At 62.2% G+C, this 24990-nt stretch carries 20 protein-coding genes and 1 pseudogene; 7 read left to right on the top strand and 14 right to left on the bottom strand.

Annotation, left to right across the window (positions count from 1 at the left end; genetic code table 11):
* Positions 1–114: 114 nt before the first annotated feature.
* The 3 genes from F3Y30_RS10920 to F3Y30_RS10910 all read right to left on the bottom strand — a co-directional run bounded on the left by F3Y30_RS10920 (position 115) and on the right by F3Y30_RS10910 (position 4858).
* Positions 115–1257 carry a hypothetical protein gene (locus tag F3Y30_RS10920; protein ID WP_203422774.1) on the bottom strand — a complete coding sequence of 381 codons (1143 nt, stop codon included), beginning with the start codon at positions 1255–1257 and terminating at the stop codon, positions 115–117.
* Between the two features lie 116 nt (positions 1258–1373).
* Positions 1374–3581, bottom strand: coding sequence for an AAA family ATPase (locus F3Y30_RS10915; protein ID WP_203422773.1), 2208 nt, complete (start codon positions 3579–3581; stop codon positions 1374–1376).
* Positions 3581–4858 carry an exonuclease SbcCD subunit D gene (locus F3Y30_RS10910; RefSeq protein WP_203426572.1) on the bottom strand — a complete coding sequence of 426 codons (1278 nt, stop codon included), beginning with the start codon at positions 4856–4858 and terminating at the stop codon, positions 3581–3583. Before F3Y30_RS10910 ends, F3Y30_RS10915 begins: the two co-directional genes overlap by 1 nt.
* Before the next feature lie 208 nt (positions 4859–5066).
* On the opposite strand from F3Y30_RS10910, the gene F3Y30_RS10905 reads away from it, so the two are divergent.
* The 4 genes from F3Y30_RS10905 (at position 5067) to F3Y30_RS10890 (ending at position 7707) form a co-directional block, all read left to right on the top strand.
* On the top strand, positions 5067–5783 hold the full coding sequence (locus F3Y30_RS10905; protein WP_203422772.1) for a response regulator: 717 nt from the start codon (positions 5067–5069) through the stop codon (positions 5781–5783).
* 3 nt (positions 5784–5786) lie between these two features.
* Positions 5787–6359, top strand: a complete 573-nt coding sequence (locus F3Y30_RS10900; protein ID WP_203422771.1) for a hypothetical protein — start codon at positions 5787–5789, stop codon at positions 6357–6359.
* 56 nt (positions 6360–6415) lie between these two features.
* A complete protein-coding gene (locus F3Y30_RS10895) occupies positions 6416–7039 on the top strand; it encodes an ATP-binding protein (protein WP_203422770.1) in 624 nt (207 codons plus the stop codon).
* A 68-nt stretch (positions 7040–7107) separates the two neighbouring features.
* Positions 7108–7707, top strand: a complete 600-nt coding sequence (locus tag F3Y30_RS10890; RefSeq protein WP_246752707.1) for a MarR family transcriptional regulator — start codon at positions 7108–7110, stop codon at positions 7705–7707.
* A gap of 142 nt (positions 7708–7849) precedes the next feature.
* On the opposite strand, the gene F3Y30_RS10885 is transcribed toward F3Y30_RS10890, so the two are convergent.
* The 5 genes from F3Y30_RS10885 to clpP all read right to left on the bottom strand — a co-directional run bounded on the left by F3Y30_RS10885 (position 7850) and on the right by clpP (position 15697).
* A complete protein-coding gene (locus F3Y30_RS10885; protein ID WP_203422769.1) occupies positions 7850–10042 on the bottom strand; it encodes an esterase-like activity of phytase family protein in 2193 nt (730 codons plus the stop codon).
* 168 nt (positions 10043–10210) lie between these two features.
* Positions 10211–10483: an HU family DNA-binding protein gene (hupB, locus tag F3Y30_RS10880; RefSeq protein ID WP_203422768.1), complete on the bottom strand. Its 273-nt coding sequence runs from the start codon at positions 10481–10483 to the stop codon at positions 10211–10213.
* A 206-nt stretch (positions 10484–10689) separates the two neighbouring features.
* Positions 10690–13113, bottom strand: a complete 2424-nt coding sequence (lon, locus tag F3Y30_RS10875) for an endopeptidase La (RefSeq protein WP_203422767.1) — start codon at positions 13111–13113, stop codon at positions 10690–10692.
* A 378-nt stretch (positions 13114–13491) separates the two neighbouring features.
* Entirely contained in the window at positions 13492–14769 is a 1278-nt protein-coding gene (gene clpX / locus F3Y30_RS10870; RefSeq protein WP_203422766.1) for an ATP-dependent Clp protease ATP-binding subunit ClpX, read from the bottom strand.
* 295 nt (positions 14770–15064) lie between these two features.
* Entirely contained in the window at positions 15065–15697 is a 633-nt protein-coding gene (gene clpP, locus F3Y30_RS10865; RefSeq protein WP_203422765.1) for an ATP-dependent Clp endopeptidase proteolytic subunit ClpP, read from the bottom strand.
* Between the two features lie 294 nt (positions 15698–15991).
* Here clpP and ggt point away from each other — a divergent pair, with 294 nt between their 5' ends.
* Complete coding sequence (ggt, locus tag F3Y30_RS10860; RefSeq protein ID WP_203422764.1) at positions 15992–17749, top strand: gamma-glutamyltransferase; 1758 nt, start codon at positions 15992–15994, stop codon at positions 17747–17749.
* 15 nt (positions 17750–17764) lie between these two features.
* Here the strand turns inward: ggt and F3Y30_RS10855 are convergent, their stop codons facing one another.
* Positions 17765–18592, bottom strand: coding sequence for a hypothetical protein (locus tag F3Y30_RS10855; protein WP_203422763.1), 828 nt, complete (start codon positions 18590–18592; stop codon positions 17765–17767).
* Between the two features lie 207 nt (positions 18593–18799).
* On the opposite strand from F3Y30_RS10855, the pseudogene F3Y30_RS10850 reads away from it, so the two are divergent.
* Positions 18800–20046 (top strand): annotated as a pseudogene (locus F3Y30_RS10850) (cytochrome P450).
* Between the two features lie 102 nt (positions 20047–20148).
* Here the strand turns inward: F3Y30_RS10850 and F3Y30_RS10845 are convergent.
* From F3Y30_RS10845 to F3Y30_RS10830, 4 genes are all read right to left on the bottom strand, one after another.
* Positions 20149–20493, bottom strand: coding sequence for a cupin domain-containing protein (locus F3Y30_RS10845; RefSeq protein ID WP_203422762.1), 345 nt, complete (start codon positions 20491–20493; stop codon positions 20149–20151).
* Between the two features lie 143 nt (positions 20494–20636).
* Positions 20637–21920 (bottom strand): O-acetylhomoserine aminocarboxypropyltransferase, encoded by a 1284-nt coding sequence (locus F3Y30_RS10840; protein ID WP_203422761.1) that lies wholly within the window; start codon positions 21918–21920, stop codon positions 20637–20639.
* Positions 21921–22045: 125 nt separating this feature from the next.
* Positions 22046–22474, bottom strand: a complete 429-nt coding sequence (locus F3Y30_RS10835) for a CoA-binding protein (RefSeq protein WP_203422760.1) — start codon at positions 22472–22474, stop codon at positions 22046–22048.
* 76 nt (positions 22475–22550) lie between these two features.
* Positions 22551–22988, bottom strand: coding sequence for a CoA-binding protein (locus tag F3Y30_RS10830; protein ID WP_203422759.1), 438 nt, complete (start codon positions 22986–22988; stop codon positions 22551–22553).
* 257 nt (positions 22989–23245) lie between these two features.
* On the opposite strand from F3Y30_RS10830, the gene F3Y30_RS10825 reads away from it, so the two are divergent.
* Complete coding sequence (locus F3Y30_RS10825; RefSeq protein ID WP_203422758.1) at positions 23246–24082, top strand: EamA family transporter; 837 nt, start codon at positions 23246–23248, stop codon at positions 24080–24082.
* Between the two features lie 61 nt (positions 24083–24143).
* Here the strand turns inward: F3Y30_RS10825 and F3Y30_RS10820 are convergent, their stop codons facing one another.
* Entirely contained in the window at positions 24144–24965 is an 822-nt protein-coding gene (locus tag F3Y30_RS10820; RefSeq protein WP_203422757.1) for an enoyl-CoA hydratase, read from the bottom strand.
* Positions 24966–24990 lie beyond the last annotated feature (25 nt).

Here is a 24990-nt window from a genome sequence, read left to right as displayed (position 1 = left end):
AACGCATGTCCCGCCGCCCGTGGTGCACGCCAAGAACCACTTCAGGCCTGTCAAGTCAAGTTCGCTAGGCCGGCCCGGTAACCTTTCGGTAACGGATAGTCGTATCTTCCGCCGTCACAGCTCATGAACGACCACGTCCGGGCATGCTTGGCGTGCGATGTCCCGCAGGTGCTGGTGATGGGTGAGGTATATGACCTGCCCGGTCTTCGCCATGTGACCCATCAGGCGGAACGTGTTGAGCGCGCGCTCGTCGTCGAACGTCTCCATGATGTCGTCGGCGATGAAGGGCAGGATCTCTCGATTCGCGGCAATCTCGTGGTAGCCGGCCACCCTGAGCGCGAAATAAAGCTGGAACCGTGTCCCCTTGGAGAGGTCCCGGGCAAGTTTCGAACCACCCGCCGCAGCGTTGGCGATAAGCAATTCGCTGTCCTTTTCCGCCACGGTGGCGAGACCCGTATACTCGCCGCCGCTGATCAATCGGAACGCCTCGGAAGCCCTGTCCATCATGGCGCTGCGATGACGCTCCCGATAAAGCCGAAGCGCCTGCTCGGCGGCCAGTATTCCCGCCTGGTTCGAGAGATAGCGGCGTGCGCGATCGGCAAGCTCGAGCAGGAGCGTCTTCTGATGCTCATCGATCCGGGCCACGGTGTCGTCATCGCCGACCCTCGCAAGGTCGTCGGCTGCCTTGGTGCGCGCCACGTGCAGATCCCGGACCTCGCGATCCTGCTCGTCGAAAAGCGCCTGCAGCTCGCTGCGCTCGGCAACCAGCTGCGGCTCATCGACCGCAGCGAGGATGGATTCCGCCTCCTCCTCGGTCGCGACCAGCAATTGCCGCGCGATGTCGCTGCCGGCCTGGTCGAGCCGAGCAAGCACGTCCCGGCGCCTGGCGTGCTGGGCAAGGAGCGCCGCCGCTTCGCCGAGGCTCTCGCATCGCAGGAACGTACAAATCTCGGCGGATCGCGCCTCATGAACCGCTCGCTGCTCGGCCAGTTCCCGTGCCTCGCCCTGGAGCTTGGCGCGATCGGCTTCGGCACGCATGCGATACGTCTCCGTTTCCTTTGCCGCCTGAATCCGGGCCGTCATCATGGCAAGTCCGTCGAGCGGATCGCTCGACGCCTCGGGCATGCCCAGCCTTTGTGAGAGCGTGGCGATCGCTTCGGAAAACTGCTCCGTATCGCGCCGCATGCCGGCGATCCGGTAGTCGAGCTTCCGCGCTTCTTCCACCTGCTGGGAAAGGTTCTGGAGGACGGGCAGCATGGAGGAAACCCGTTCCGGCTCCGGCTGCTCCGGTAGCGCCGAGATCCATGTTCCGGCCAGAAGGGAATTCCAGGTCGAGTTCCAGCTGGCGATGGCCGCGCGCGCCTCCTCGAGTTCTACCCGCGTTCCTTGTTGCGGATCCGCGCCAGATTGAGGTTTTCGTCTGCCGCCTGCTTCCGGGCACGGACCTCGACAAGCTTCGCCATCCGATCCTCCGCAAGGAGCAGCAGCTCGTCGAGACGGGCGGTATTGTCCTTGAGGCCGAGCAGATCTGTGAACCGTGCCTCCGCCTCCCCTGCCTCCTTCTGGAAAACGGCAAGCTCGGCCTTGGCGCGGGCGTGCCGGGCACGAAGTTCGAGCGCCGCCTCCCGGCGGGCAAGCCAGGCCTCGAGCGCCTCGAGACTCGTATCCGCCGCCAGCCCGAGGGCGACAACGGTCGCGCCGATCCGCTCCTCGAGAGCCTGGCGCTCCTTCTCCACGGCATCAGCGGCATTTCGCAACCCGTCGAGACGTGCTTCCGCTTCGGCAACCGCGCGCTCCTCGAGCCGCAGCTCGGAGTGGCGCTCCGTCTGGGCCAGGCGTTTCGCCGTCCCCCTGTCATCAGCCTCCATGGCGCTTGCGAAAATGTCGGCGGACCCTTCATCGAGCGCGGCCAGATGCTGCCGCCAAGCGTCATCTCGCGCTGAACGGAGTTCCGTCGCCTCATAGTCGCTGACCAGCCCCTCCGAGCGGCGGAGCCTGGAAAGACTTACCAGCCGGATGGCGAAATCGTTCTCCAGATCCGCGATCTGCCCGAGCGTCCTGCGCAGCTTTTCCTTTACGCTATCGAGGTCGGCCTTGAGTTCCTGCCTTTCGGCAGAGGCGGGTACGGGCAGCGCGGAGAGATCCTGCGCATCACCCTGCCAGGGCCATAGCCGTGCGATCGCATCGGCAAGAGACTCCGCCTCCATTGCCGCCGCTCGTTCCGCCTCCCTCCAGCGAGAGGAAATCCCGCCGGAGCGAACCGAACGGCAAATGGTCGAGAGCTCCGCCATGCGATCGGCTTCATCGACGGCACCTTCGTCTTCGATGCCCTCTGCGGCCTGTTGCGCGAGGGTGAGAGCCCTTTCCGTCTCGGCAGCCTCCCGTTCTGCCGCGGCGCACCGCTCCATCAATCCCGAGCGCAGGGAAAACTGCTTCGTCAGGGCGTCCGCCGATCCGGGTGGAAGCAGCACCGTTGCCGGATCGGTATGCGGCGGCAACTGCAGAAGGGCCAGTCTTTCTCCCGTGAGAGCGGAGATGCGCTCGCGGTCGGCGACGCGGCTTTCCATGTCCATGCGTGCGGTCCGGTAGCGCGCCTCCAGTCCCGAGTCGCCGAGCATACCAATCGCCGGTTCGTTGGCCAGCGCCACCTCGTCCCGGGAAAGGGAGGCAAGGTCGGTATCGAGGCGCTCGCCTTCGAGGTCTATCCGGGCGATACGGGCGCCGAGTTCCGCATCCTCGCGCGAGAGCCTGTCGACCAGTACCGCCCATTCCGGTGGCGGTGTCTCCCCGAGATCGAATGTCGCGAGCTGGGCGCGCAGATCCCGAAGTCTCTGCAGAAGCGGCATGGCCGCCAGCTGCCGGTCGAGCGCCTCCATCTGTCGTCTCGTCTGCGCACGCTGAGACAGGACCTCGTCGTAGCGGGCGGCGGCTGCATCCCGGCTGCGCACCAGGGTCCCGTAGTCACGGGCGGCGACGTCCCGCTGCTTGCGCTCCTCGCGCAACGCCTCGACTTCCGCCTTGAGGGCGGACAGCCGGTGCTTTCGCGCCTGAGGTCGATAGAACTCCTCGGTTTCGGACTTCATCCTCTGGAGAGAGGAGGTTATTCCCGAAAGGCCGGAGCTTGCGGAAAACAGCATTGCGCCGAGCTCGCCCTCGCTTTTGAGGATCCCCTCGCCACCCTTCTCGATGCTGTCATCGTCGAGCGAGAACATCATCTGGTAGGCATGCCGGTCGATCCCGCCGAGAACGGGCGAAAACAGCGTATCCGGGAGGGACCTGTCGTCGGCACCGACAAGCGACGCCTGGTTCCGCTTCAGCCGGTAGACCTCCTGGCGGTTCCCCGCGAAGGTGAAGTCGCCGCCGATGCGCAGCGCCGGATAGCCGTGCAGGAAACCGTATGTGCTCTTCAGCTCGATACCGAACAGCAGATCGAGATAGGCGGAAAAGAGGGTCGACTTTCCCGCCTCGTTGGGGCCGTGAACGATATGGATGTCCGAACCACCGGGTTGCGGCTCAGGAAAGACAAGGCTCCGGTCGGTGAACTTGCCGTAGCGAACGAGATCGAGGCGATTGATGCGCATCAGCCCGACGCCTCCGCACTCGCCGATGCGAGCCGCGCAAGAACGTCCTCGCTTCCCTCCGCGGCGATCTCGGCGAGAAGTGCCTCTTGCGCCTGTTCGTCGTCCGCCAGCAATTCGCGTGCTCCCTTGGGCAGCTGGCGAAGCAGATCCGAGAGCATTTCCCGCAGTTCGCTCTGGAATGCGTGAGAGGCGAGCACGTCGTCGCGCATCAGTCCGCCGAGTTCGAGAACGGGATCGAGGCCACCCTGGCCGGCAGGTGCGAGCGGCGCGTGGACCGAAAGCTCCACCTTCTCGATCCAGCAATCACCGATCGCCGCGGCAATATTCTGAAGCTCGCCTGCAAGCAGGTCCTCGTCACGCCGCAAACGCCAGGCAAGCGGCGTGGTCCCGGCAAGGTCGATGCGCATGACGAGATTGACGTCGCCCGCCTCCCGCTTGGCATGTGATGCACGCCGTTCCACGGCATCGAGCATGCCACCCCAATCCTCGATACCATCAAGATCGACGCGCAAACGCTCGAAGACTGCGACTGCGACCTGGTGTTCCTCCACCGAGATGCCGGCGTCGTCCGAGACCGTCACCAGCGTCACCGATTTCGGACCGGCTTCGTTGATGTCCCTGCCCTGCGGAATTCCGGGCATGACGATCCAAGGATTGCTCAGGTGCTGGCTGCGCTGGTGGATATGGCCAAGCGCCCAGTAGTCGAACCCGTGGGCGGTGAGGTCGGCGACGGTGCAGGGAGCGTAGGGATCGTGGCGCAACGATCCGCCGAGACTGGTATGGAGCATCCCGATGTTCACGGCATCGACGACGGGGCCGCGAAACGAAGGCAAGAGGCTCGAAGGAGCGTGCGGCTGGGCAAAACTGATGCCGTGCACGTTCACCGCGCGCCCGTCCTCCAGCGCGCCTGCAACGACCGGCTTCCCCCGTCCGTCGAAAACATGGACGTTGGCGGGAAAGGTAAGCTCGCGGGTGATCTGGGACTGGGCATCGTGGTTGCCGCGAATGAGAAAAATGCGGATCCCGGCTTGCTCCAGCCGCCGGAACTGGGCGGTAAGAAACAAGGCCGTCGCCATAGAGGTCTGCGACCCGTCATAGAGGTCGCCTGCGACCAGCAGCGCATCGACACGTTCGGCGATGCAGAGATCGACGATACGCTCGAGCGTCCGGCGCGTCGCTCCGCGAATGAGGTCGGCCAACTCGCCGTTGCGCAGCGCGAGCGAGGCAATGGGTGAGTCGAGATGCAGATCTGCGGTGTGAACGAAGCGGAAGGGCATGCGGGACAATCGCCCCGCGGGAGCGCCGGGGTCAATGCTCGCGTCTGCCTGCCCACGCTTTTTTGCCGCCACGTTTGTTTCCGGCGGCCCGAATTTTTTGTATCCGAACGTTTCCATCACCGCAGGCACAACGATCCGCAACAATTCGGGTGCCGCGCGCACGGCGATGGCCATGCACTTTTCCGGAAGCCGCTGCTATAGGGAAGGCATGGAACACGCACCTCACCTTCTCGTCGTCGACGACGACCTCGAAATTCGCCGGCTACTCGGAAAATACCTGGACGGACAAGGGTTCCGCGTAACGCTTGCGGCCGACAGGCGCGAATGCGAGGCGCGCCTCAAGGAGCACCGGATAGACCTCGTCGTCCTCGATGTGATGCTCCCGGACGGATCCGGGCTCGACATATGCCGGTGGCTGCGCAACGAGCGCTCGGACATTGGCGTCATCCTGCTTACCGCGCTCAAGGAAGACGTGGACCGGATCATTGGCCTGGAACTTGGAGCCGACGACTATCTCGGCAAGCCCTTCAACCCGCGCGAACTCGCCGCGAGAATAAAAGCCGTTCTGAGGCGCGGACGGGCAGAGCCTGAGAAGACGGGTCCTGAGATCTACCGCTTCTCCGGCTTCAGCGTCGACACGCAGACCCGGGTCGTTCTCGATCCGGACGGAAGCGAGATCGACCTGACGGGTGGCGAGTTCGAGCTGCTGATCGCATTCCTGGAGCGCCCGGGCCGCGTGCTTTCCCGAGATTCTCTGCTGGACCTCACGCAGGGCCGCAGCGCCGAGCCGTTCGACCGCTCCATCGACGTGCTGGTCAGCCGGCTCCGCCGCAAGCTCGGCGACGGCGGAGTATTCCGCCTGTTCAAGACCGTACGCAACGGCGGTTATCAGTTTTCGGCTCCCGTCGAGAAAGTTCACGGCTAAGCCATGGGCTCCCTGACCACCCGTTTTGCAGCGCTTCTGATCGCCTCGGTGATCGGCGTCGTCGTCCTCGCCGCCGTAATCACATCCTCGCTTGCCCGGGGCCCCGGCGAGGACCAGTTCGGTCGGGCCATGGCGGAGAAGGCGCTTCTCGCCCTCGACCTGTTCAAGGTATCCCCGGAGGCGGCGCGTACCGCGGGCGTCGAGATCGGTGGCAGGCCGGACGACGCCAGCGTCAAGCCCGATGTGAGCGAGAGGATCGGCAAGACAGTTCGCGAGATCCGTAAGGGCACGGAGGTTGTCGTTCTTGAGGACCGTGCCAGTGGACGGTCAAGGCTTGCGGTCAAGCTTCCCGACAACCAATGGGCCTATCTGGCGTTTCCGCACCGGCCGAGCTTTCCCTGGAAATCGCTGACACTCTACCTGACCGTCATCGCCGTCGGGGTCGGCGCCATCGCCATCTACAGCGCAAGACGCATGATGCAGCCTTTCCGCATGCTGGAAAGCACGATCTCGTCGATCGGGCCGGACGGAACAATTCCGGTCATTCCCGAAAAGGGCCACCCGAAGTTCGCGTGACGGCGGGCGCGATAAACCGCCTCTCCAGAAGGCTGAATGCCGCCGTGGAGAGCCGCATGCGCCTGATCGCCGCCGCCGGACATGACCTGCGCACCCCCATGACCCGCATGCGCCTTCGCGCAGAGTTTTTCGACGACGATGAACGGGAGTTCTGGCTAAAGGACATCGACGAACTCGATCGCATCGCCGATAGCGCCATCAGGCTGGTGCGCGAAGAGGTGAGTGACGATTCCCGCCAGCCGGTCCGCATCGACAGGATGGTGCAGGAAGTCGTCCGCGAGATCCGTGACCTCGGCCATGACGCGGCAGTCGCAGAGGCCGCCCCCGCTACCGCCCTTGCCATGCCCCTTGCCCTCAAGCGTGCCGTGAGAAACCTGGCCGTCAACGCCGCAACGCACGGCGGCGGTGTGCGTGTCACGGTCAAGGCCGCGCCCGACAGCGTCCGCGTCATTTTCGAGGATGATGGTCCCGGCATACCAGAGCCGATGATCCATCGCGTATTCGAGCCATTCTTCCGCGTGGACGAGGCGCGCCGCAAGTTTCACCCGGGCGCAGGCCTTGGGCTCGCCATTTCGCGCGAAATCATTGCCAAGAATGGTGGTACGCTCGAAATAGCCAACCGCCCCGAAGGCGGGCTGCGCCAGGTGGTCGTTCTGCCCGGCGCCCAGGCGGAAGCCTAGAACGCAACGCGCTCTAATCACATCCATACGCTGGTCGGACCCGAAGCGGCGCGTGGTCGTATGGAACCATGCTGACGCCTGGGCCCCTCGCCCACTCCGCCTCGATCCATCACGGATTGTTCACTGAACGTGATCGCTTCTGCGGCAAACATATCACCTTATTTGACATGGTACCTCATCAAACCTATATTGGAACGATGAGCTCCACCATCGACATCGCCCAGGGCATGTTCAAGCTGTACCATCAGGTTAGCCGCCTGGTGAACGAGTGCATGATGGACGAAGGCGTCTCGCTGGCGCGCAGCAAGTTTCTGCTGCTGCTCGAATGTCAGGGGCCGCAGCGCTCCACCGACATCGCCAGTGCTCTCGGGTTTGCCCCCCGCACTGTGACGGAAGCCATAGACGGTCTGGAGAGAGACAATCTGGTGATCCGGCAACCGGACCCGAAGGATCGCCGTGCAAAGATCGTTTCCATAACGGAGACGGGCCGAACGGTGATCAACGCAGCGCAGCAACCTCAACACAAGACATTGGACGCGATCTTCGCGGCTCTGGACGACTCCCAGAGGAGCCAGCTGGCAGAAATCATCACCTGCCTCAGCGAACGCACAGAGAAGATGCAACAGGAACGCGACCTCAGGGGTCCGGTTACCAAGACGGCGGTTTGAAGGTCGCCGCCGGCCTCTACGAGCGATACACCCGGAGCTGGCGCGATCTCTATTTCATACGGCTGCAGCAAGGTATCGGTGGTCTCTTCCAACCCAAAAAACGCCGGGACGCTAATCCCGGCGTTTTCCGTTTCATGCCCGCTTACATCGCGTTGACGGGACCGATCGTAAAGAACAGCGTCTCGCCCGATGAATCGTCCACGCCGTCGTTGTCGGTCACCACGTAGCCGTTTCCGGCGGCATCGATCGTGAAGCCCTCGACCTTGTCGACGACATAGCCGTTCAGTGCCTTGAGATCCGGGATCAGGTCGCGGACCTCCTCTTTTCTCACCACCGGCAGCGTCTCTCCCAGCTTGGCCGGCTTCAGATCGGCAACGGGGACACGGTAGATCTTTTTCAGCTGGGCAGCCTTGCCGATCAGGTTGTCTCGTTCGATCAGGTAGGCGTAGTCGCCGTTGACGGTGATTTCCGAAAGGCCGACCCAGCCGCTCTCGGTCTTTTCGAGCGGGTAGCGCACGGCGCCCCATTCCTTGGACGACGGCTTGTAGGAGACGAGCTTCACGAAGCCCTTCTCGTCGTCACCCCATTCGCGCTGGACGGCCATCCAGAGCACCTGCTCGTCGCCTTCGCCGATGCTGGTGATGCCTTCGAAGCCAAAGCGCTTCTCGTGGGCGCGCAACTCGGCGGGAATGGCGATCTCCTTGTCGATCTCTCCCTTCTCGTTCACGTGGATGATCGCGTGGGCATAGAGCTTGTCGGCGTCGCCTTCATTGGCGAGCCAGTAGCCGCCCTCGCCGTCCGGCGTCACGCCTTCGCTGTCGAGCTTCTGGGCGGCCGCACCGTTGCGAGTGATACGGAGCGCATCAACGATCTTCGCCGGCTTCTGCGTCGCGTCGATCGTGAAGATCGTCGGCTGCGAGGCGTAGAAGGAATCGTTGACGGCGACGAGCGTGCCCGGCTTATCCTTGACCGGTGCGAGACCAGAGAGAGCGCCGAAGCCGATCAGCTCGCCGTCCTTCTCGGTCGAAACGATCTGCGGATAGGTAGCTTCGCCTTCGCCGCGCTCATAGATCATGACATGCGAACGCGCGCCGCCGTCTTCGACGAGATCGGCTTCGTTGGCTGTCACCAGGAGGTTGCGGCTCGGGATGGCAACGGCACCCTCCGGGCTTACACCCGATGGCAGGAGCTGGAGAAGCTCAGGCTCCGCGCCAGTGTCCTTGTAGACGCCGACGACGGAGGCGCGCTCGGCGAGCACGAAGAAGAGGCTGTCATCGCCGAACTTGGCGGCTTCCAGACCTTCCGGCTCGATGCCCTTCTTGTTGCGCTTGTCCGGGTAGTGACCGATCTTGGCGATCTCACGCTCGAAGGCGGCGCCGTTCTCGTAAAGGACCTTGCCGTCCTTGCTGAAGATCGTGAAGCCGCGCGCGCCGCCCTTCCAGTCGCCTTCATTGGCAACAACGAGGCGGTTGTCGTCGAGCCACTTGACGGCGTCGGGCTCGCGGGCGACGTCCTTGACCTCGCCGGTGAACTTCAGCGCACCGTCCTTCCTCGTGTCGACGCCTTCGAGGCTCACCTTACCGGCGGAGAAGTGGTTCTTCACCGTGCCGGTCTTTCCGTCGATGATGACGATGTAGTTGTTCTCCTGCAGCGTCAGCGCAACTTCGTCGAGGCTGTTGAAGGAAACGAATTCCGGTTCCGGATCTTCGCCGGCAACGTCGGCCAGGCCGGTCAGCGTGACATGCTTGATCGAGCCGCAGTCGGCAACGCCATCCTTGAGCGACAGGAGGACCAGATCACCGGCCGGCATCTGCGGCAAGTCGCCGTCATTGACCTCTTCGTCGCGCTCATTCTCTATCGCGATCGCAGCAAGGGTGCGGTCCTTGTTGACCGCAACGGAATCCGGCTGGCCGCCCAGATCGCAACGCTCCTCGATCTTCTTCGAGGCTATGTCGACGGTCGCCAGAAAGCCGGACGGCTCCACAAAGCTCTTGCGCGTATTGACAGCAACGAGGGCCTTGGCTCCGGCAATCGCCACGGAGGTCGGCTCGCCTTCGAAGGAGACAATTCCGCCCGCCTTGGGGGCCGTCGCATCGGTGATGTCGATGAAGCCGATCGCCTTGAACGGGCTGTCGGAATAGACGAGCGTGTTGCCATCGTTGCTCGCAGCAATGATCTCCGAAGAGGTCGGGCTCTTTTGGTCCGCGTCCGCCGGCAGGTTGTCGGCGACGGCGAAGGACGCAATGCGATTGAATACCGGTTCGGCATGGGCAATGGATGCCGTGGAGGCAGCAAGAGCGGCCGTGACGACGGCGATGATAGTACGGGTCTTCATATGAATTCTCCCAGATCCCGTTGCAGGAAACACGGGGTTTCTGGCGCCTGCATGTTACAGATGCATGACAGTGAGATGACAGGAGAACAAAGAAAAAGGGCCCGGAAAACCGGACCCCAACTCTCCGAGCTGATCGCCGTGCAAGCACGGCGTCGGCATTGCCGTCAATTAGTTGACGGCGTCCTTCAGGCCCTTGCCGGCCGAGAACTTCGGCACGTTGCGTGCAGGAATCTCGATCTCGGCGCCGGTCGACAGGTTGCGCCCCTTAGAGGCTTCGCGGCGCGATACGGAGAAATTACCGAAACCGACAAGGCGAACATCGCCGCCGTTCTTGAGTTCGCCCTGGATGGTGTCAAATACGGCGTCGACAGCGGACGCTGCATCCGTCTTCGACAGGCCAGACTTCTCAGCCACTGCGGACACGAGTTCATTCTTGTTCATGTTTCCACCCCTTTCTTACGGTTCGAAACGACTCAAATACAAGTCGGGGGCAGAATACGCATCGCCATGTCTGCCGCAACCGTATTTGCGCTGTACCCCCTCAGAATCCAAGCTTTTTGCAACCTTCAAACAAAAAAGACCGGCAAAAATTGCCGGTCTTTCGCGTTTTGGTTCGTTGCGCGGGCCCGAATGGGGGCCATCAACGCTCAATGAGCAACCGAAGCGCCCGCCTCATCAGCCGATTCGACGGTCTTGGATGCGGCCGCCTGCTGGGTCATATCCCACTCGATCGGCTCCGGCTTGCGGACCAGCGCATGCTCGATCACCTCTCCCATTCGGGATACCGGAACGATCTCCATGTTGTTCTTCACGTTGTCCGGAATGTCTGCCAGATCCTTGGCATTCTCTTCCGGGATCAGCACCTTCTTGATGCCGCCGCGAAGCGCTGCAAGCAGCTTTTCCTTCAGGCCACCGATCGGCAGGACACGTCCGCGAAGCGTGATCTCGCCCGTCATCGCCACATCCTTCGAGACCGGAATGCCGGTCATGATGGAGACGATGGCGGTCGCCATTGCGACGCCGGCCGACGGACCATCCTTCGGCGTCGCACCTTCCGGCACGTGCACGTGGATGTCGTTCTTGTCGAACCGCGGAGGCTCGATGCCGAAATCGACGGCGCGCGAGCGGACATAGGAGGCCGCTGCGGAAATCGATTCCTTCATCACGTCCTTCAGGTTGCCGGTCACCGTCATGCGGCCCTTGCCACCCGGCAGGCTCACGCCTTCGATCGTCAGCAGTTCGCCGCCGACCTCGGTCCAGGCAAGCCCAGTAACCACGCCGACCTGATCGTCGCGTTCGGCTTCGCCGTGGCGGAAGCGCGGAACGCCCAGGAAGTCATGGATGTTATCCGCCGTGACTTCAACGGTCTTGGTCTTGCCCTTGATGATCTCGGTGACCGCCTTGCGGGCGAGCTTCATCAGTTCGCGCTCGAAGTTACGAACACCGGCTTCCCGCGTGTAGGTCTGGATCACCGCCATCAGGGCGCCGTCCGTGACCGAGAACTCCTTGGGCTGCAGGGCGTGATCGCGGATAGCCTTCGGCAGCAGGTGCCGCTTGGCGATCTCCAGCTTTTCCTCTTCGGTGTAGCCGGCGATACGGATCACTTCCATGCGGTCCATCAGGGGCGCAGGGATGTTCAGGGTGTTGGCCGTCGTGATGAACATCACGTTCGACAGATCGTATTCGACTTCCAGGTAGTGATCCATGAAGGTCGAGTTCTGTTCCGGATCCAGCACCTCGAGCAGGGCCGACGACGGGTCGCCGCGGAAATCCATGCCCATCTTGTCGATCTCGTCGAGCAGGAAGAGCGGATTGGACTTCTTTGCCTTCTTCATCGACTGGATGACCTTGCCGGGCATCGAGCCGATGTAGGTGCGGCGGTGACCGCGGATCTCGGCTTCGTCGCGAACGCCGCCGAGCGCCATGCGGATGTACTCGCGGCCGGTCGCCTTCGCGATCGACTTCGCAAGCGACGTCTTGCCGACGCCGGGAGGACCGACGAGGCACAGGATCGGGCCCTTGATCTTGGCCGAGCGAGCCTGGACGGCGAGATACTCCACGATGCGTTCCTTGACCTTGTCGAGACCGAAATGATCCTCATCAAGAATCTTCTCGGCGAGGTTGAGGTCGGTCTTGATCTTGGACTTCTTGCCCCACGGAATGCCGGTCAGCCAGTCGAGGTAGTTGCGCACCACCGTTGCCTCGGCGGACATCGGGCTCATTTGTCGCAGCTTCTTCAGCTCGGCATCGGCCTTCTCACGCGCTTCCTTGGAAAGCTTGACCTTGGAGATCTTCTCTTCCAGTTCGGCCATCTCGTCGCGGCCTTCCTCGCCGTCGCCGAGCTCCTTCTGGATCGCCTTCATCTGTTCGTTCAGGTAGTACTCGCGCTGCGTCTTCTCCATCTGGCGCTTGACGCGCGAGCGGATGCGCTTTTCCACCTGCAGGACAGAGATCTCGCCTTCCATGAAGCCGAGCGCCTTCTCGAGGCGCAGCTTCACGCTCGTCGTTTCCAGCATCTCCTGCTTCTCGACGATCTTGATCGAGAGGTGGGACGCGACGGTATCGGCGAGCTTCGAGTAATCCTCGATCTGGCTCGCAGCGCCAACGACTTCAGGAGAAATCTTCTTGTTGAGCTTTACGTAGTTCTCGAACTCCGAGACGACGGAACGGGCCAGCGCCTCGACTTCGACGGGATCCTCTTCCGGCTCCGGCAGCACATGCGCCATCGCCTCGTAGAATTCCTCACGATCGGTGTACTTGTCGATCTCGGCACGTGCGCGGCCCTCCACCAGCACCTTCACGGTGCCGTCAGGCAGCTTGAGAAGCTGGAGCACGTTGGCCACCGTACCGATCTTGTAGATCGCGTCGGTAGCCGGATCGTCGTCACCGGCATTGATCTGGGTCGCAAGCATGATCTGCTTGTCGGTTCCCATGACCTCCTCGAGTGCGCGGATCGATTTCTCGCGGCCGACGAACAGCGGCACGATCATGTGCGGGAAAACCACGATGTCGCGTAGAGGCAGAACCGGGAATGCCAAGTTGTCATGCGCCACAGACGTTTTTTTCGTCATGTCATTTCCTTTCAAACATCCCGTATCCCGGGAGTTGATGCCGCGCGCTCAAATACGCGTATCCGGCATACTTTTCCACCTACAAGTGGAGTGCAATTAGCCTGTTTTCAAGCCCGGTCCAACTCGCCCCCAAGCCATCTCTGGCGAAGGTCTGAGCTGTCGGAACCCATCCTGCCGCTGACCTGGCCCCTCCCGGCGAAAGGAACCGAATTAGACAAGAGAATCGACCTATCATCGCCGCCATGACCGATATTCGCAAGCGGTCGAAGCGGGCATCATGCTCTTACAACCCGTAATCCACCAGTCACGAGATTTCGCGATAGACCGCAGAAACGAAAAGACCCGCCGAGGCGGGTCAATTCGTCGTGTGAACATCGATCAGGCCGAAACGTTGGCCTTTTCCTCTGAACGCTCCGAGTAGATGTAGAGCGGGCGGGCGGACCCCTTGACGACTTCGTCGGAGATCACGACCTCGCGCACGCCTTCCAGCGTGGGTAGCTCGAACATCGTATCGAGCAGGATCTTCTCCATGATGGAGCGCAGACCGCGTGCACCGGTCTTGCGGATGATTGCCCGACGGGCAATCTCGCGCAACGCGTCCTCGTGGAAGGTCAGTTCCACGTCTTCCATCTCGAAGAGGCGCTGATACTGCTTGACGAGCGCATTCTTCGGCTCCGACAGGATCTGGATCAGTGCATCTTCGTCGAGGTCCTCGAGCGTCGCCAGAACAGGCAGACGGCCGATGAATTCCGGAATGAGGCCGAATTTCACCAGATCTTCCGGCTCCAGTTCGCGAAGCACTTCGCCAACCCGACGGTCTTCCGGCGCACGCACGGTGGCACCGAAGCCGATCGACGTCTTCTCGCCGCGGGCGGAGATGATCTTGTCGAGGCCGGCGAATGCACCGCCGCAGATGAAGAGGATGTTCGTCGTATCGACCTGCAGGAACTCCTGCTGGGGATGCTTGCGGCCACCCTGCGGGGGAACCGACGCGACGGTGCCTTCCATGATCTTCAGAAGCGCCTGCTGAACGCCCTCGCCCGACACGTCTCGGGTGATCGACGGGTTGTCCGACTTGCGCGAGATCTTGTCGACCTCGTCGATGTAGACGATGCCGCGCTGTGCCCGCTCGACGTTGTAGTCGGCAGCCTGCAGAAGCTTCAGGATGATGTTCTCGACGTCCTCGCCGACATAGCCTGCTTCTGTCAGCGTCGTGGCGTCCGCCATGGTGAAGGGAACGTCGATGATGCGTGCGAGCGTCTGGGCAAGGTAGGTCTTGCCGCAGCCGGTCGGACCGACCAGCATGATGTTCGACTTCGCGAGCTCGACATCCGAACCCTTCGCGGCATGTGCCAGGCGCTTGTAGTGGTTATGCACCGCAACCGACAGGATGCGCTTGGCCTGCTGCTGGCCGATAACGTATTCGTCAAGAACCTTGATGATGTCCTGGGGCGTCGGAACGCCGTCGCGGGACTTGACCATCGAGGTCTTGTTTTCCTCGCGGATGATGTCCATGCACAATTCGACGCATTCATCGCAGATGAACACCGTCGGCCCGGCAATCAGCTTCCGGACTTCGTGCTGGCTCTTGCCGCAGAATGAACAATAGAGAGTATTCTTAGAGTCGCCGCCGTTGCTGCCGCTGACCTTGCTCATATCACTTTCCTTCCAGCACGCCGGCCATCCCACCTGGAGATATCCGGTCTACTCACACCACCCACGCCGAGCCGCCAACCGCGGATCCGCTACAGGCTCTTGGGGGTACTAACCGGGCGAACCATTTGATCTTGCTCGCCGGTGGCAACGAATCCCCCACCGAAAAACCGAATGCTAGGTTGTCACATTTCAACATAGCATTAACGGGCATATTAGCCGCTTTGGTGTTGGGATAAACCCCGGGACCATTACAAATGTGTCACAATCGGCGTCATCCGTACACAAAAGCTTGACGTCAGGACGCCTGCACGCCCTCGATAGCTTCGCGGCTCGTGATCACCTTGTCGATGAGGCCCCAGTCCAGTGCCTCTTCGGAGCTCATGAAATGATCGCGGTCGAGGGTCTGTTCGACTTCCTCATAGGTACGTCCGCAATGTTTCACATAGATGTCATTGAGCCGTCTTTTCATCTTCAATATGTCACGAGCATGGCGCTCGATGTCCGACGCCTGGCCCTGGAAACCGCCTGAAGGCTGGTGAACCATGATGCGGGCGTTCGGCGTGGCGAAGCGCATGTCCTTGTGGCCGGCGGCAAGCAGGAGCGATCCCATGGACGCAGCCTGACCGATGCAGAGGGTCGAGACAGCCGGTCTGATGAACTGCATCGTGTCGTAGATCGCCATGCCCGACGTCACCACGCCACCCGGCGAGTTGATGTAGAGGGCGATCTCCTTCTTCGGGTTCTCGGCTTCGAGAAAGAGCAACTGCGCGCACACCAGCGACGCGATGTTGTCCTCGACGGGGCCAGTGAGGAATATGATGCGCTCTTTCAGGAGACGCGAGTAGATGTCGTACGAGCGCTCGCCGCGGTTGGTCTGCTCGACGACCATCGGCACCAGGGCCATGGCGGTATCTACGGGATTTCTCATATCAACCCTTCATCAGTCTGGCCCGGGAACCCACTTGCAAGCGCCGGGAATCAACACGTTTCATATTCCCTACATAGAGTGTCAGGGTACGGGACTTCAAGACAGCCCCCAACATTGGGGATGGTCAATGCCAGAACTGAGTTAATTGCACAGGCGTCCCCAAAGATTTCCACAAGCACGCACCGCCTCAGGGTAAACGAATTGTGAAGTGCTGGCACGCCTGCCATGCAGGCGAGCCGCGTGATATGATCGCAACGCCCGGTTCCGGGTGGCACCAGGAGAAGGACCCCCTCGATGTGGACCAGACCAATCGCGGCCGCGGCAACAGCCCTCATGTTGCTGGTCCTTCCCGCGGGGGCTCAACAGGCATCGGAAACCGTGGCGCCGGAATCGGGCGTAAGCACGGCAACCGCGCCGCTCGCGACCGCCAAGCAGTACATGGTCGCGGCCGCCCACCCACTCGCCGCTGAGGCAGGACGCGCCATTCTCGAAAAAGGCGGCAGCGCGATCGACGCCATGGTTGCGGTCCAGGCCGTGCTCGGGCTTGTCGAGCCGCAGTCGTCCGGCCTCGGAGGCGGCGCGTTCCTCCTCTACTACGACGCCTCCAACAAGCGGCTGACCACGCTCGACGGACGCGAGACGGCGCCGATGGCCGCTACGCCGAAGCTTTTCCTCGACAAGGACGGCAAGCCGCTCGAATTCTATGACGCCGTTGTCGGCGGGCGCTCCGTCGGCACGCCGGGCACGGTGATGCTGCTGCAGGAAGCGCACAACCGCTACGGAAAGCTCGACTGGAATACGCTTTTCGACCAGGCGATGAAGCTTGCGACCGATGGCTTCGCGGTCTCGCCCCGCCTGGCTGGCCTGATTGCAGATCAGGGCGACGGGCTGAAGACCTTCGAGACACCGGCGAAATACTTCTTCGACGACAAGGGCCAGCCGCTCAAGGCTGGCGCGGTCCTCAAGAACCCCGACTATGCGGAAACGCTGAGGGCGATCGCCGACGGCGGCGCGGACGCCTTCTACAACGGCCCCATTGCCGAGGCGATCGTCGATGCCGTGCGAATCGTCAACAAGAATGCCGGCGTGCTGGCGCTCGACGACCTCAGAAATTATCGGGTCAAGGAGCGCCGGCCGGTTTGCGTGGACTACCGCGCACGCCAGGTCTGCGGTATGGGACCGCCCTCCTCGGGCGCCGTGACGATCGGCCAGATCCTCGGCCTGGTCGAGAATTTCGACATCAAGGGACTGGGCAAGGACAATCCGGAGAGCTGGCGGATCATCGGGGATGCCCAGCGTCTCGCCTTTGCCGACCGTGGGCGCTACCTCGCCGATACGGATTTCGTTCCAGCGCCCATCAAGGGGCTGCTCGACAAGAAGTACCTAAGTGAACGGGCGGCCCTGCTCGACGGGGACAAGGCGCTGCCGGACGACAAGGTCAAGGCAGGCGAGCCGGAATGGGACCATGCCCTGTTGTTCGGGCGGGACCGTGCGATCGAGCTGCCCTCCACCACCCATTTCGTCATCGTCGATGCGGACGGGAACGTCGTCTCCATGACCTCGACGATCGAGAACGCGTTCGGATCGGGCCTGATGACGAAAGGTTTCCTGCTGAACAACGAGCTCACCGACTTCTCCTTCGAGACCCACGACGGATGGGTTCCGATCGCCAACAGGGTCGAGCCGGGGAAGCGACCGCGTTCCTCCATGGCACCGACCATCGTGATGAAAGACGGCAAGCCGCTGCTCGCAATCGGTTCGCCGGGCGGCAGTCAGATCATCGGCTACGTGGCCCAGGCGCTGATCGCCTATATCGACTGGGGCATGGACGTGCGCGAGATCGTTTCGATGCCGCACCTCATCAATCGCTTCGGCACCTATGACCTCGAAGCAGGGACTGCGGCCGAAAAGCTCCAGGAACCGCTGAAGGCGCTCGGCTACGAGGTCAAGCTCGGCGAGATGACCTCCGGCCTCCATGCGATCGAGATCACCGGCGAGGGCCTGAAGGGCAGCGCAGATCCGAGACGCGAAGGCGTTGCCCTCGGCAAGTAGTGTCCGCAGTGAGGCTTAGCCGTAGACCAGCTGGGTCTTCGTGGATCCCTCCCGCGCGACCCAGCGGGTGTCGTAGAGAATACCGATTACCTTCCAGGCATCGCGCGCGATGTCGGCCTTGATCTTGCCGTCGACGAGATCGAAGCGGAAGCTGAACTCGGCCGCTATCGGCACGACAGGATTGGTATCCCACCACAGGATCAGTGCGCATTCGGATTCCGCGTCTTCGAAATCGAGCTTCCAGCCCTCGTAGACGTGCTCCGTCACGCGCAGACCGTTGACCACCGCGACCGGTCCATTGCTCGGGGGCAGCGTGGCTTCACGCAGATCCTTGAAGGGCGCGAGGCAGTCGCCGACCGTCCTAAACTCTTCCGCTCCGTTCACCTTCACGCTGGCCGACCGGCTGAAAAGCGCCCAGAAGCCGGGGCCCTCCACTCCTCTGGCGGCCTTGATATCCTCTTCGAACTTTACCTCCCCCTCAGGATCCACGGCAGCAAAGTCCTCGCTGTCCGCCAGCAGGCGGTCGCCGTGGCGGAATTTCAACGTCGCGGTCCAATCCCCGTCGCTATCCACACGCCGCCGGAGCCGATAGACCAGCCCGGCGTCCCTCAGCAGCGCACCTTTCGCGCTTCCCTGGGATTGAAGCGTATCGAGAAAATAGAGCTGGCGTTTCTTGCCGGCCTCCGCGGAGTCCGCATCACCCTTGACGGTAATGCCATTCTGGACGAGCAAGGCGCGTACGGTCGTCCAGAAACCGTCGTTGGCCGCAACGAGACTCTGCGGATCTCCGGCAAATGCCGCAGGGTCGAGGGTGAGCTTGTATTCCCGGGACGTCAGTTCCATGAGATCGCTCCTCCGCGTGGCGCGTCAGGAAGGACGCGCGTGAAACATGGCAACACGACTGCGCAGAACTTTTTTCAGTTAACGTTTTTCACAGACGCATTATGCGCCGGAATCTTGCTGCCACAACGGGTATTTTCTCGCGATGCAACTGTAAATCGACGAAAGAGCAGACTTTCCCGGAAGTTTTGAATGGGATAGAGCAGCCCAATGGTTACTTCATTCCCCTTCCTTTCGATCGATCCCGCCAGCCGCCGCGTCTCGCTCGACGCCCGCGACCCAGCTTTCTACCGCGATCCGAACCCGGTCTATGCGGCGCTGCACGCGCACTGTCCCACCTTCTATTGGGAAGAGCAGAAGCGGTGGTATTTCACGGGATACGACCACGTGAACGGCCTTCTGAGAGACCGGCGCTTCGGCCGCCAGATCCTTCACGTGGCCAGCCGCGAGGAACTGGGAATGCCTGCGCCGTCGACGCACCTCGCAAATTTCGACGCCGCCGAGGCCTGGTCGCTCCTCGAACTGGAGCCGCCGGAACACACGCGGCTCAGGACTCTCGTCAACCGCGCCTTCGTCTCGCGCCAGATCGAGAGGCTGAAGCCGGAAATCACCGACCTCTGCAATCGGCTTATCGATGAATTTGAAGGGGATAGCAGGGTGGAACTGCTGTCGCGCTTCGCCGACATCCTGCCGGTGACGATGATCGCCCGCATGATCGGCATTCCCGACGAGATGGGGCCACAGCTCCTGAAGTGGTCGCATGCCTATGTCCGCATGTACATGTTCGGCAGAACCGAGGCCGACGAGCACGCGGCCGACACGGCAGCGGCCGAATTTGCGGACTATGTGCGCAGCGTGATCGCCGCACGTCGCGCAAAACCCGAAGACGATCTGCTGACCCACATGATCCATACGGAGCACAAGGGGCAGCTTCTCACCGAAGACGAGCTGATATCGACCACGATCGTTCTGCTCAACGCCGGGCATGAGGCGACCGTCCACCAGATCGGAAATGCGGTGCGCAGCATACTGGACAGCGGCCTTCCCCGGCATCGCTGTTTGCAGACGAGAAGACGACCGAACGGACCGTGGAGGAATGCCTGCGCATCTGTGCGCCCGTGCACATTTTCGAGCGCTATGCGCTTGAGGATGCCGAGATCGACGGGGTGTCATTCCGGCGCGGCGACAAGGCAGCGCTCATTCTCGCCGCGGCCAACCTTGATCCGCACCGGTTCACGGACCCCTTGAGTTTTCAGCCGGAGCGTGACGAAGGCGCGAACCTCTCCTTCGGCGCCGGCATCCATTTCTGCATAGGCGCGCCCCTCGCCCGGCTCGAACTCAATATCGCCCTGCCGATCCTGTTCCGCAGACTGCCGGGGCTGAGACTGGCAGGGACGCCCGTCGTCAAAGACGTCTATCATTTCCACGGGCTCGAAAGCCTCGATCTGGAGTGGTGAGGCGGTCCATGCCGCCTCTTCTGTCGCTGTAGCAGGAAACAGCAGGCGCCGATCGGGCCTCCCTGATCGCCGCCGGCGGAAACTGCGCAGAAGGACCGTGCTCTACAGCCTGATCACGTAGTCCTTCCGGGTCGTCTCAACGACTTCCCACGTTCCCTTGAAGCCGGGCCGGATGATCAGCCGCTCGCCGGCCTTCAGATCGAAGACCTCGCCATCGTCGGACACGAGGATCGAATGTCCCTCGAGAATGTGGAAGTACTCCCACTCGTCGTACTCAACCCTCCACTTGCCCGGCGTCGATTGCCAGATACCCGAATAGATGCCTCCGTCGGCTTCCTCGATGTTCCAGCTTGTGAACTGCGGGTCGCCCGAGATCAGGCGCTCGGCAACCGGATGGCCGATCTCGGGAACGATGTTGTCGATGTTGAAGCGTTGCGACAGGTTCATGTCAGTTTCCAGTTTTGCGGGGAGCATTTTTCGCCCGCTTCATGAAGATAGAGGCGCCCCGCCGATCTGGAGGGGCAGCCCGAAAGTTCGATCTGCGCGCACCATCGAAGGCCACATGCGGATCTCTCGGCGTCGCGCGGGCGTCAGGACTTTGCCAACGCCTGCTCGAGATCGGCAATAATATCCGCGACATCCTCGATACCGACCGACAGGCGGACGACGTCGGGGCCAGCCCCCGCCGCAACCTGCTGCTCCTCCGCCAATTGCCGGTGCGTCGTGGAGGCCGGATGGATGACCAGCGATCGGGTATCGCCGATGTTGGCGAGATGCGAAAACATCTGGAGCCCCTCGACGAACCGTTTGCCGGCCTCGTATCCGCCCTTCAGGCCGAAGGTGAAGACGGCTCCGCCGCCGCGCGGGGCGTATTTCTGTTGCAGGGCGTGGTTGGCATCACTCTCCAGCCCAGAATAATTGACCCAGGATATCTTGTCATTCGCCTTCAGCCATCTGGCGACAGCAAGGGCGTTGTCGCAATGGCGCTGCATGCGCAGCGGCAAAGTCTCGATGCCCGTCAGCAGCAGAAAGGCGTTGAAGGGCGAAATCGCGGGTCCGAGGTCCCTCAGGCCCAGCACGCGGCAGGCAATCGCGAAGGCGAAGTTGCCAAACGTCGAATGGAGAACCACCCCGCCATATTCGGGACGGGGCTCCGACAGGAATGGGTATTTGCCGGATGCCGACCAGTCGAACGTGCCGCCGTCGACGATGACACCGCCCATGGAATTCCCGTGTCCGCCCATGAATTTGGTCAGCGAATGCACCACCACGTCGGCGCCGTGTTCGAACGGACGAACGAGATAGGGGGTCGCCATGGTGTTATCGACGATAAGCGGCAAGCCGTGCCGGTGCGCGATATCGGCAATGGCGGCGATGTCCACGAAGGTACCGCCCGGATTGGCGAGGCTCTCGATGAAGATTGCCTTGGTCTTGTCGTCGATCTGGCTCTCGAAGGATGCGGGATCCTCGGGATCGGCCCAGCGCACATGCCAGTCGAAGGACTGGAACGAATGCCCGAACTGGTTGATCGACCCGCCGTAGAGCCTGCGCGCTGCGATGAAATTCTCCCCCGGACGCATGATCGTGTGAAAGACGATCATCTGCGCCGCATGACCTGAGGCGACGGCAAGCGCCGCCGTCCCGCCCTCGAGCGCCGCGACGCGCTCTTCGAGCACGGCCTGCGTCGGGTTCATGATGCGGGTATAGATGTTCCCGAAGGCCTGAAGCCCGAAAAGGGCTGCGGCATGGTCGGCGTCGTTGAAGACGAAGCTGGTGGTCTGGTAGATGGGGGTTGCCCGTGCACCGGTCGCGGCATCAGGCTGGGCACCCGCATGTACCGCGAGCGTCGAAAATCCTGGATTTCGTGCCGTCATCAATTCCTCCCTTTCATTTTTGTGCATTTCGCTTCATGCGCCTTGCCGGCGATCCGGGAGGGACCGCCCTCGCAAGGTAAGATTGTCATCTGCCGGTCCGGCAGGACTCGTTGAGATTTTCGGGATCATCCCACGAGGCGCGGGTACTCGATCGCCGGACAGCGATCCATCACCACCCGGATACCCGCGTCTTCGGCGCGTGAGGCGGCCTGGTCATGCCGCACGGAAAGCTGCCCCCAGATCACCTTGGGACGTGGATCAAGGAGGAGAACCTCGTCGACGAGGCCCGGCAGGGCGTGCGGAGCGCGAAACACGTCGACCATGTCAATCGGTTCCGGAATATCGGCAAGGTGGGCGTAGACTTTCTGCCCCTGAATCTCTTTTCCGGCCTGACCGGGATTGACCGGTATCACCCGGTATCCCTTCCGAAGCAGAAATCCCATCACGCGATAGCTCGGCCGTTCCGGATTCGGCGAGGCACCGACGAGGGCGATGACCTTCGTCTTCTGCAAGATCTCTGCAAGATAGCTATCGGGATAGTCGTCGTGATTCATTGCCCGCTCCCGTTGTCCCTCCGACAACATGAGAGGCACGCATCCAAAGTCAATACGGCAAATTGCGAGACGGCAATCAGGACGCGCGAAGCGTCAACTGCGCAAACTCCGTAGAAGGGCAACGATCCATCACGACCCGAAGCCCTGCTGCCTCCGCCCGCGCTGCCGCTGCATCGTCACGCACGGCGAACTGTCCCCACAGGACGGCGGGCAGCGGCCGGAGCGCGAGCACCTCGTCGACGACGGCATGAAGCTGGCTCGCCGGCCGGAACACATCGACCATGTCGATCGCCTCCGGGATGTCGGCAAGATGCGCGTACACCGTCTGCCCCAGTATTTGCTTGCCGGCGTGGCCGGGATTGACCGGAATGACGTGGTAGCCCTTGCCGAGCAGGAACCCCATGACGCCGTAGCTCGGACGCGAAACGTTCGCGGACGCACCCACCACGGCGATCGTGTGGACCGTCCGCAGGATTTCGCAGATGTAGGCGCTTGAATAGTGGTCGTGTTTCATCGAAGCCTCCCTCGGCGTTCGACGGCAAGGCCGCAGCAGTTCAGCACTGATCGTTCCGTTGCTCGATCCTTTATTCTACCCCTCTTTGCCGTAGATTGCGAATTTGGCCTCCGGCGCCCATGCTGCCCCCCGACGGACGTTTTCCGCTCGACAACCGGCAATACCCCAAAGATACCGATTGCAAATCGCGCCGTTTGAGCGGAAAAGGCGCGGCCGCCTTTCCTTTCTGGCTTCGCCACTCTCCTCGAGGTTCCGCCGTGCCGCTTGATGTCATCGCTCTTGTCCTGCTCGGAGCGGCACTCCATGCGACGTGGAACGCGATCGTCAAGGCGGGATCCGACAAATCGCTCGATGCGGCGATGATCGCGCTTGGTGCAGGCATGGTGGGCCTTGCGTTCCTGCCCTTCGTTCCGCTCCCCGCATCCGGGGCCTGGCCGTTCATTCTGGTCTCGGCCTTCCTGCAATTCGCCTATTTCCAGCTTGTTGCCGCCGCCTACCGGGCGGGCGACATCGGGTTGGTCTATCCGCTGATGCGTGGTGCGGCCCCCCTCATCGTGGCATCGACCAGCGGCATCGTGCTCGGCGAACATCTTTCGAATGCGGCCCTCGCCGGCATCCTGGTCATCTCGGCCGGCGTACTCACACTTGCCTTCGAATCGCGCCATGGCGGCCGGCACGCCTTTGTCCTGGCCCTTGCGAATGCGGTGGTGATTGCGACCTACACCTTCGTCGACGGCGCGGGCGCCAGGATATCCGGAAACGCCGTTTCCTACACGCTGTGGATGTCGTTGCTGCCGCCGGTCCTGCTCTTCAGCTGGGCGATCCTGCGACGTGGCCGCGACGTCGTCGCTCACCACGTCAAGCGAAACTGGAAACGCGGCCTGTTTGGCGGCGCCGGATCAATCGCCTCCTATGGCCTCGCGCTCTGGGCCATGACGAAAGCCCCCGTCGCCTCCGTCGCGGCATTGCGCGAAACCGCGATCGTTTTCGCGCTTTTGATCTCCGTCGTCATCCTCAAGGAAAAGGCGAGCATCTGGCGCTATCTCGCAGGTGCGACCATTGCCCTTGGCGTGCTCGTGCTGAAGCTGGGGTGACCTCTGGCCGGGATAGCGCAGCATTTCGCATTCGCTCCGTTCGCCTTCGGACCTGCCGAGCCTACTTCTCCGTCCACTCCGGCATCCGCTTGCCGAGAAACGCCCCGATGCCTTCCTTGGCATCGTCCATCAGCAGGTTTTCGGTCATGGCAGCGACCGCTGTCTCGTAGGCTTCGGCGAGAGGGAGGCCCGCCTGGGCACGATAGGTGGCCTTGCCGACCCGCAGGGCCTGGGGGGATTTGGACGCAATCACCGAAGCGTATTTGTCGACGACCTGGCGCAGATACTGCTTGGGAACAATGCGATTGACGAGCCCGAAATCCTTCGCGGTCGAAGCGTCGATCGTCTCCCCGGTCAAAAGCATTTCCATGGCCTGCTTCGGATGGGCGGCGCGCGCCACGGCAACCATCGGCGTGGAGCAGAAGAGGCCGATGTTGACGCCGGGAGTGCAGAAGGTGGAGCTGTCCGTGCAGACGGCAAGGTCGCATGTCGCGACGAGCTGGCATCCGGCGGCCGTCGCAAGGCCGTCGATCTCAGCGATCACGGGTTGCGACAAGCCGGCGATCTTCAGCATCAGGTCGGCGGCCATGCGAAGCGTCTTCTCGAAGAACTCCCTGCCCCTGTCCGGATCGGCGCGGTGTGCGGTCAGTTCCTTCAGGTCGTGGCCGGCGGAAAACAGGTTCCCCGTTGCTGCAATCACGACGACCCGCACGTCAGGGGCCGCCGAGGCTCTGTCGAGTTCGTCGGAAAGCGCGCTCATCATGGCGATCGAGAGGGCGTTTGCCGGCGGGCTGTTCAGCGTCAGCCTAAGCACGGCGCCAACCCGCTCCACCCGTACCAGGGACGCGCCGTTCTCCTTGTGGAAGGATACAACCTCCGCCATCTTCATTCTCCTGCTTCGCCATGAA

The organism is Sinorhizobium sp. BG8, from assembly GCF_016864555.1.
In the GTDB taxonomy this organism is placed as follows: Bacteria; Pseudomonadota; Alphaproteobacteria; order Rhizobiales; family Rhizobiaceae; genus BG8.
This window is presented reverse-complemented; position numbering and strand designations above follow the sequence as displayed.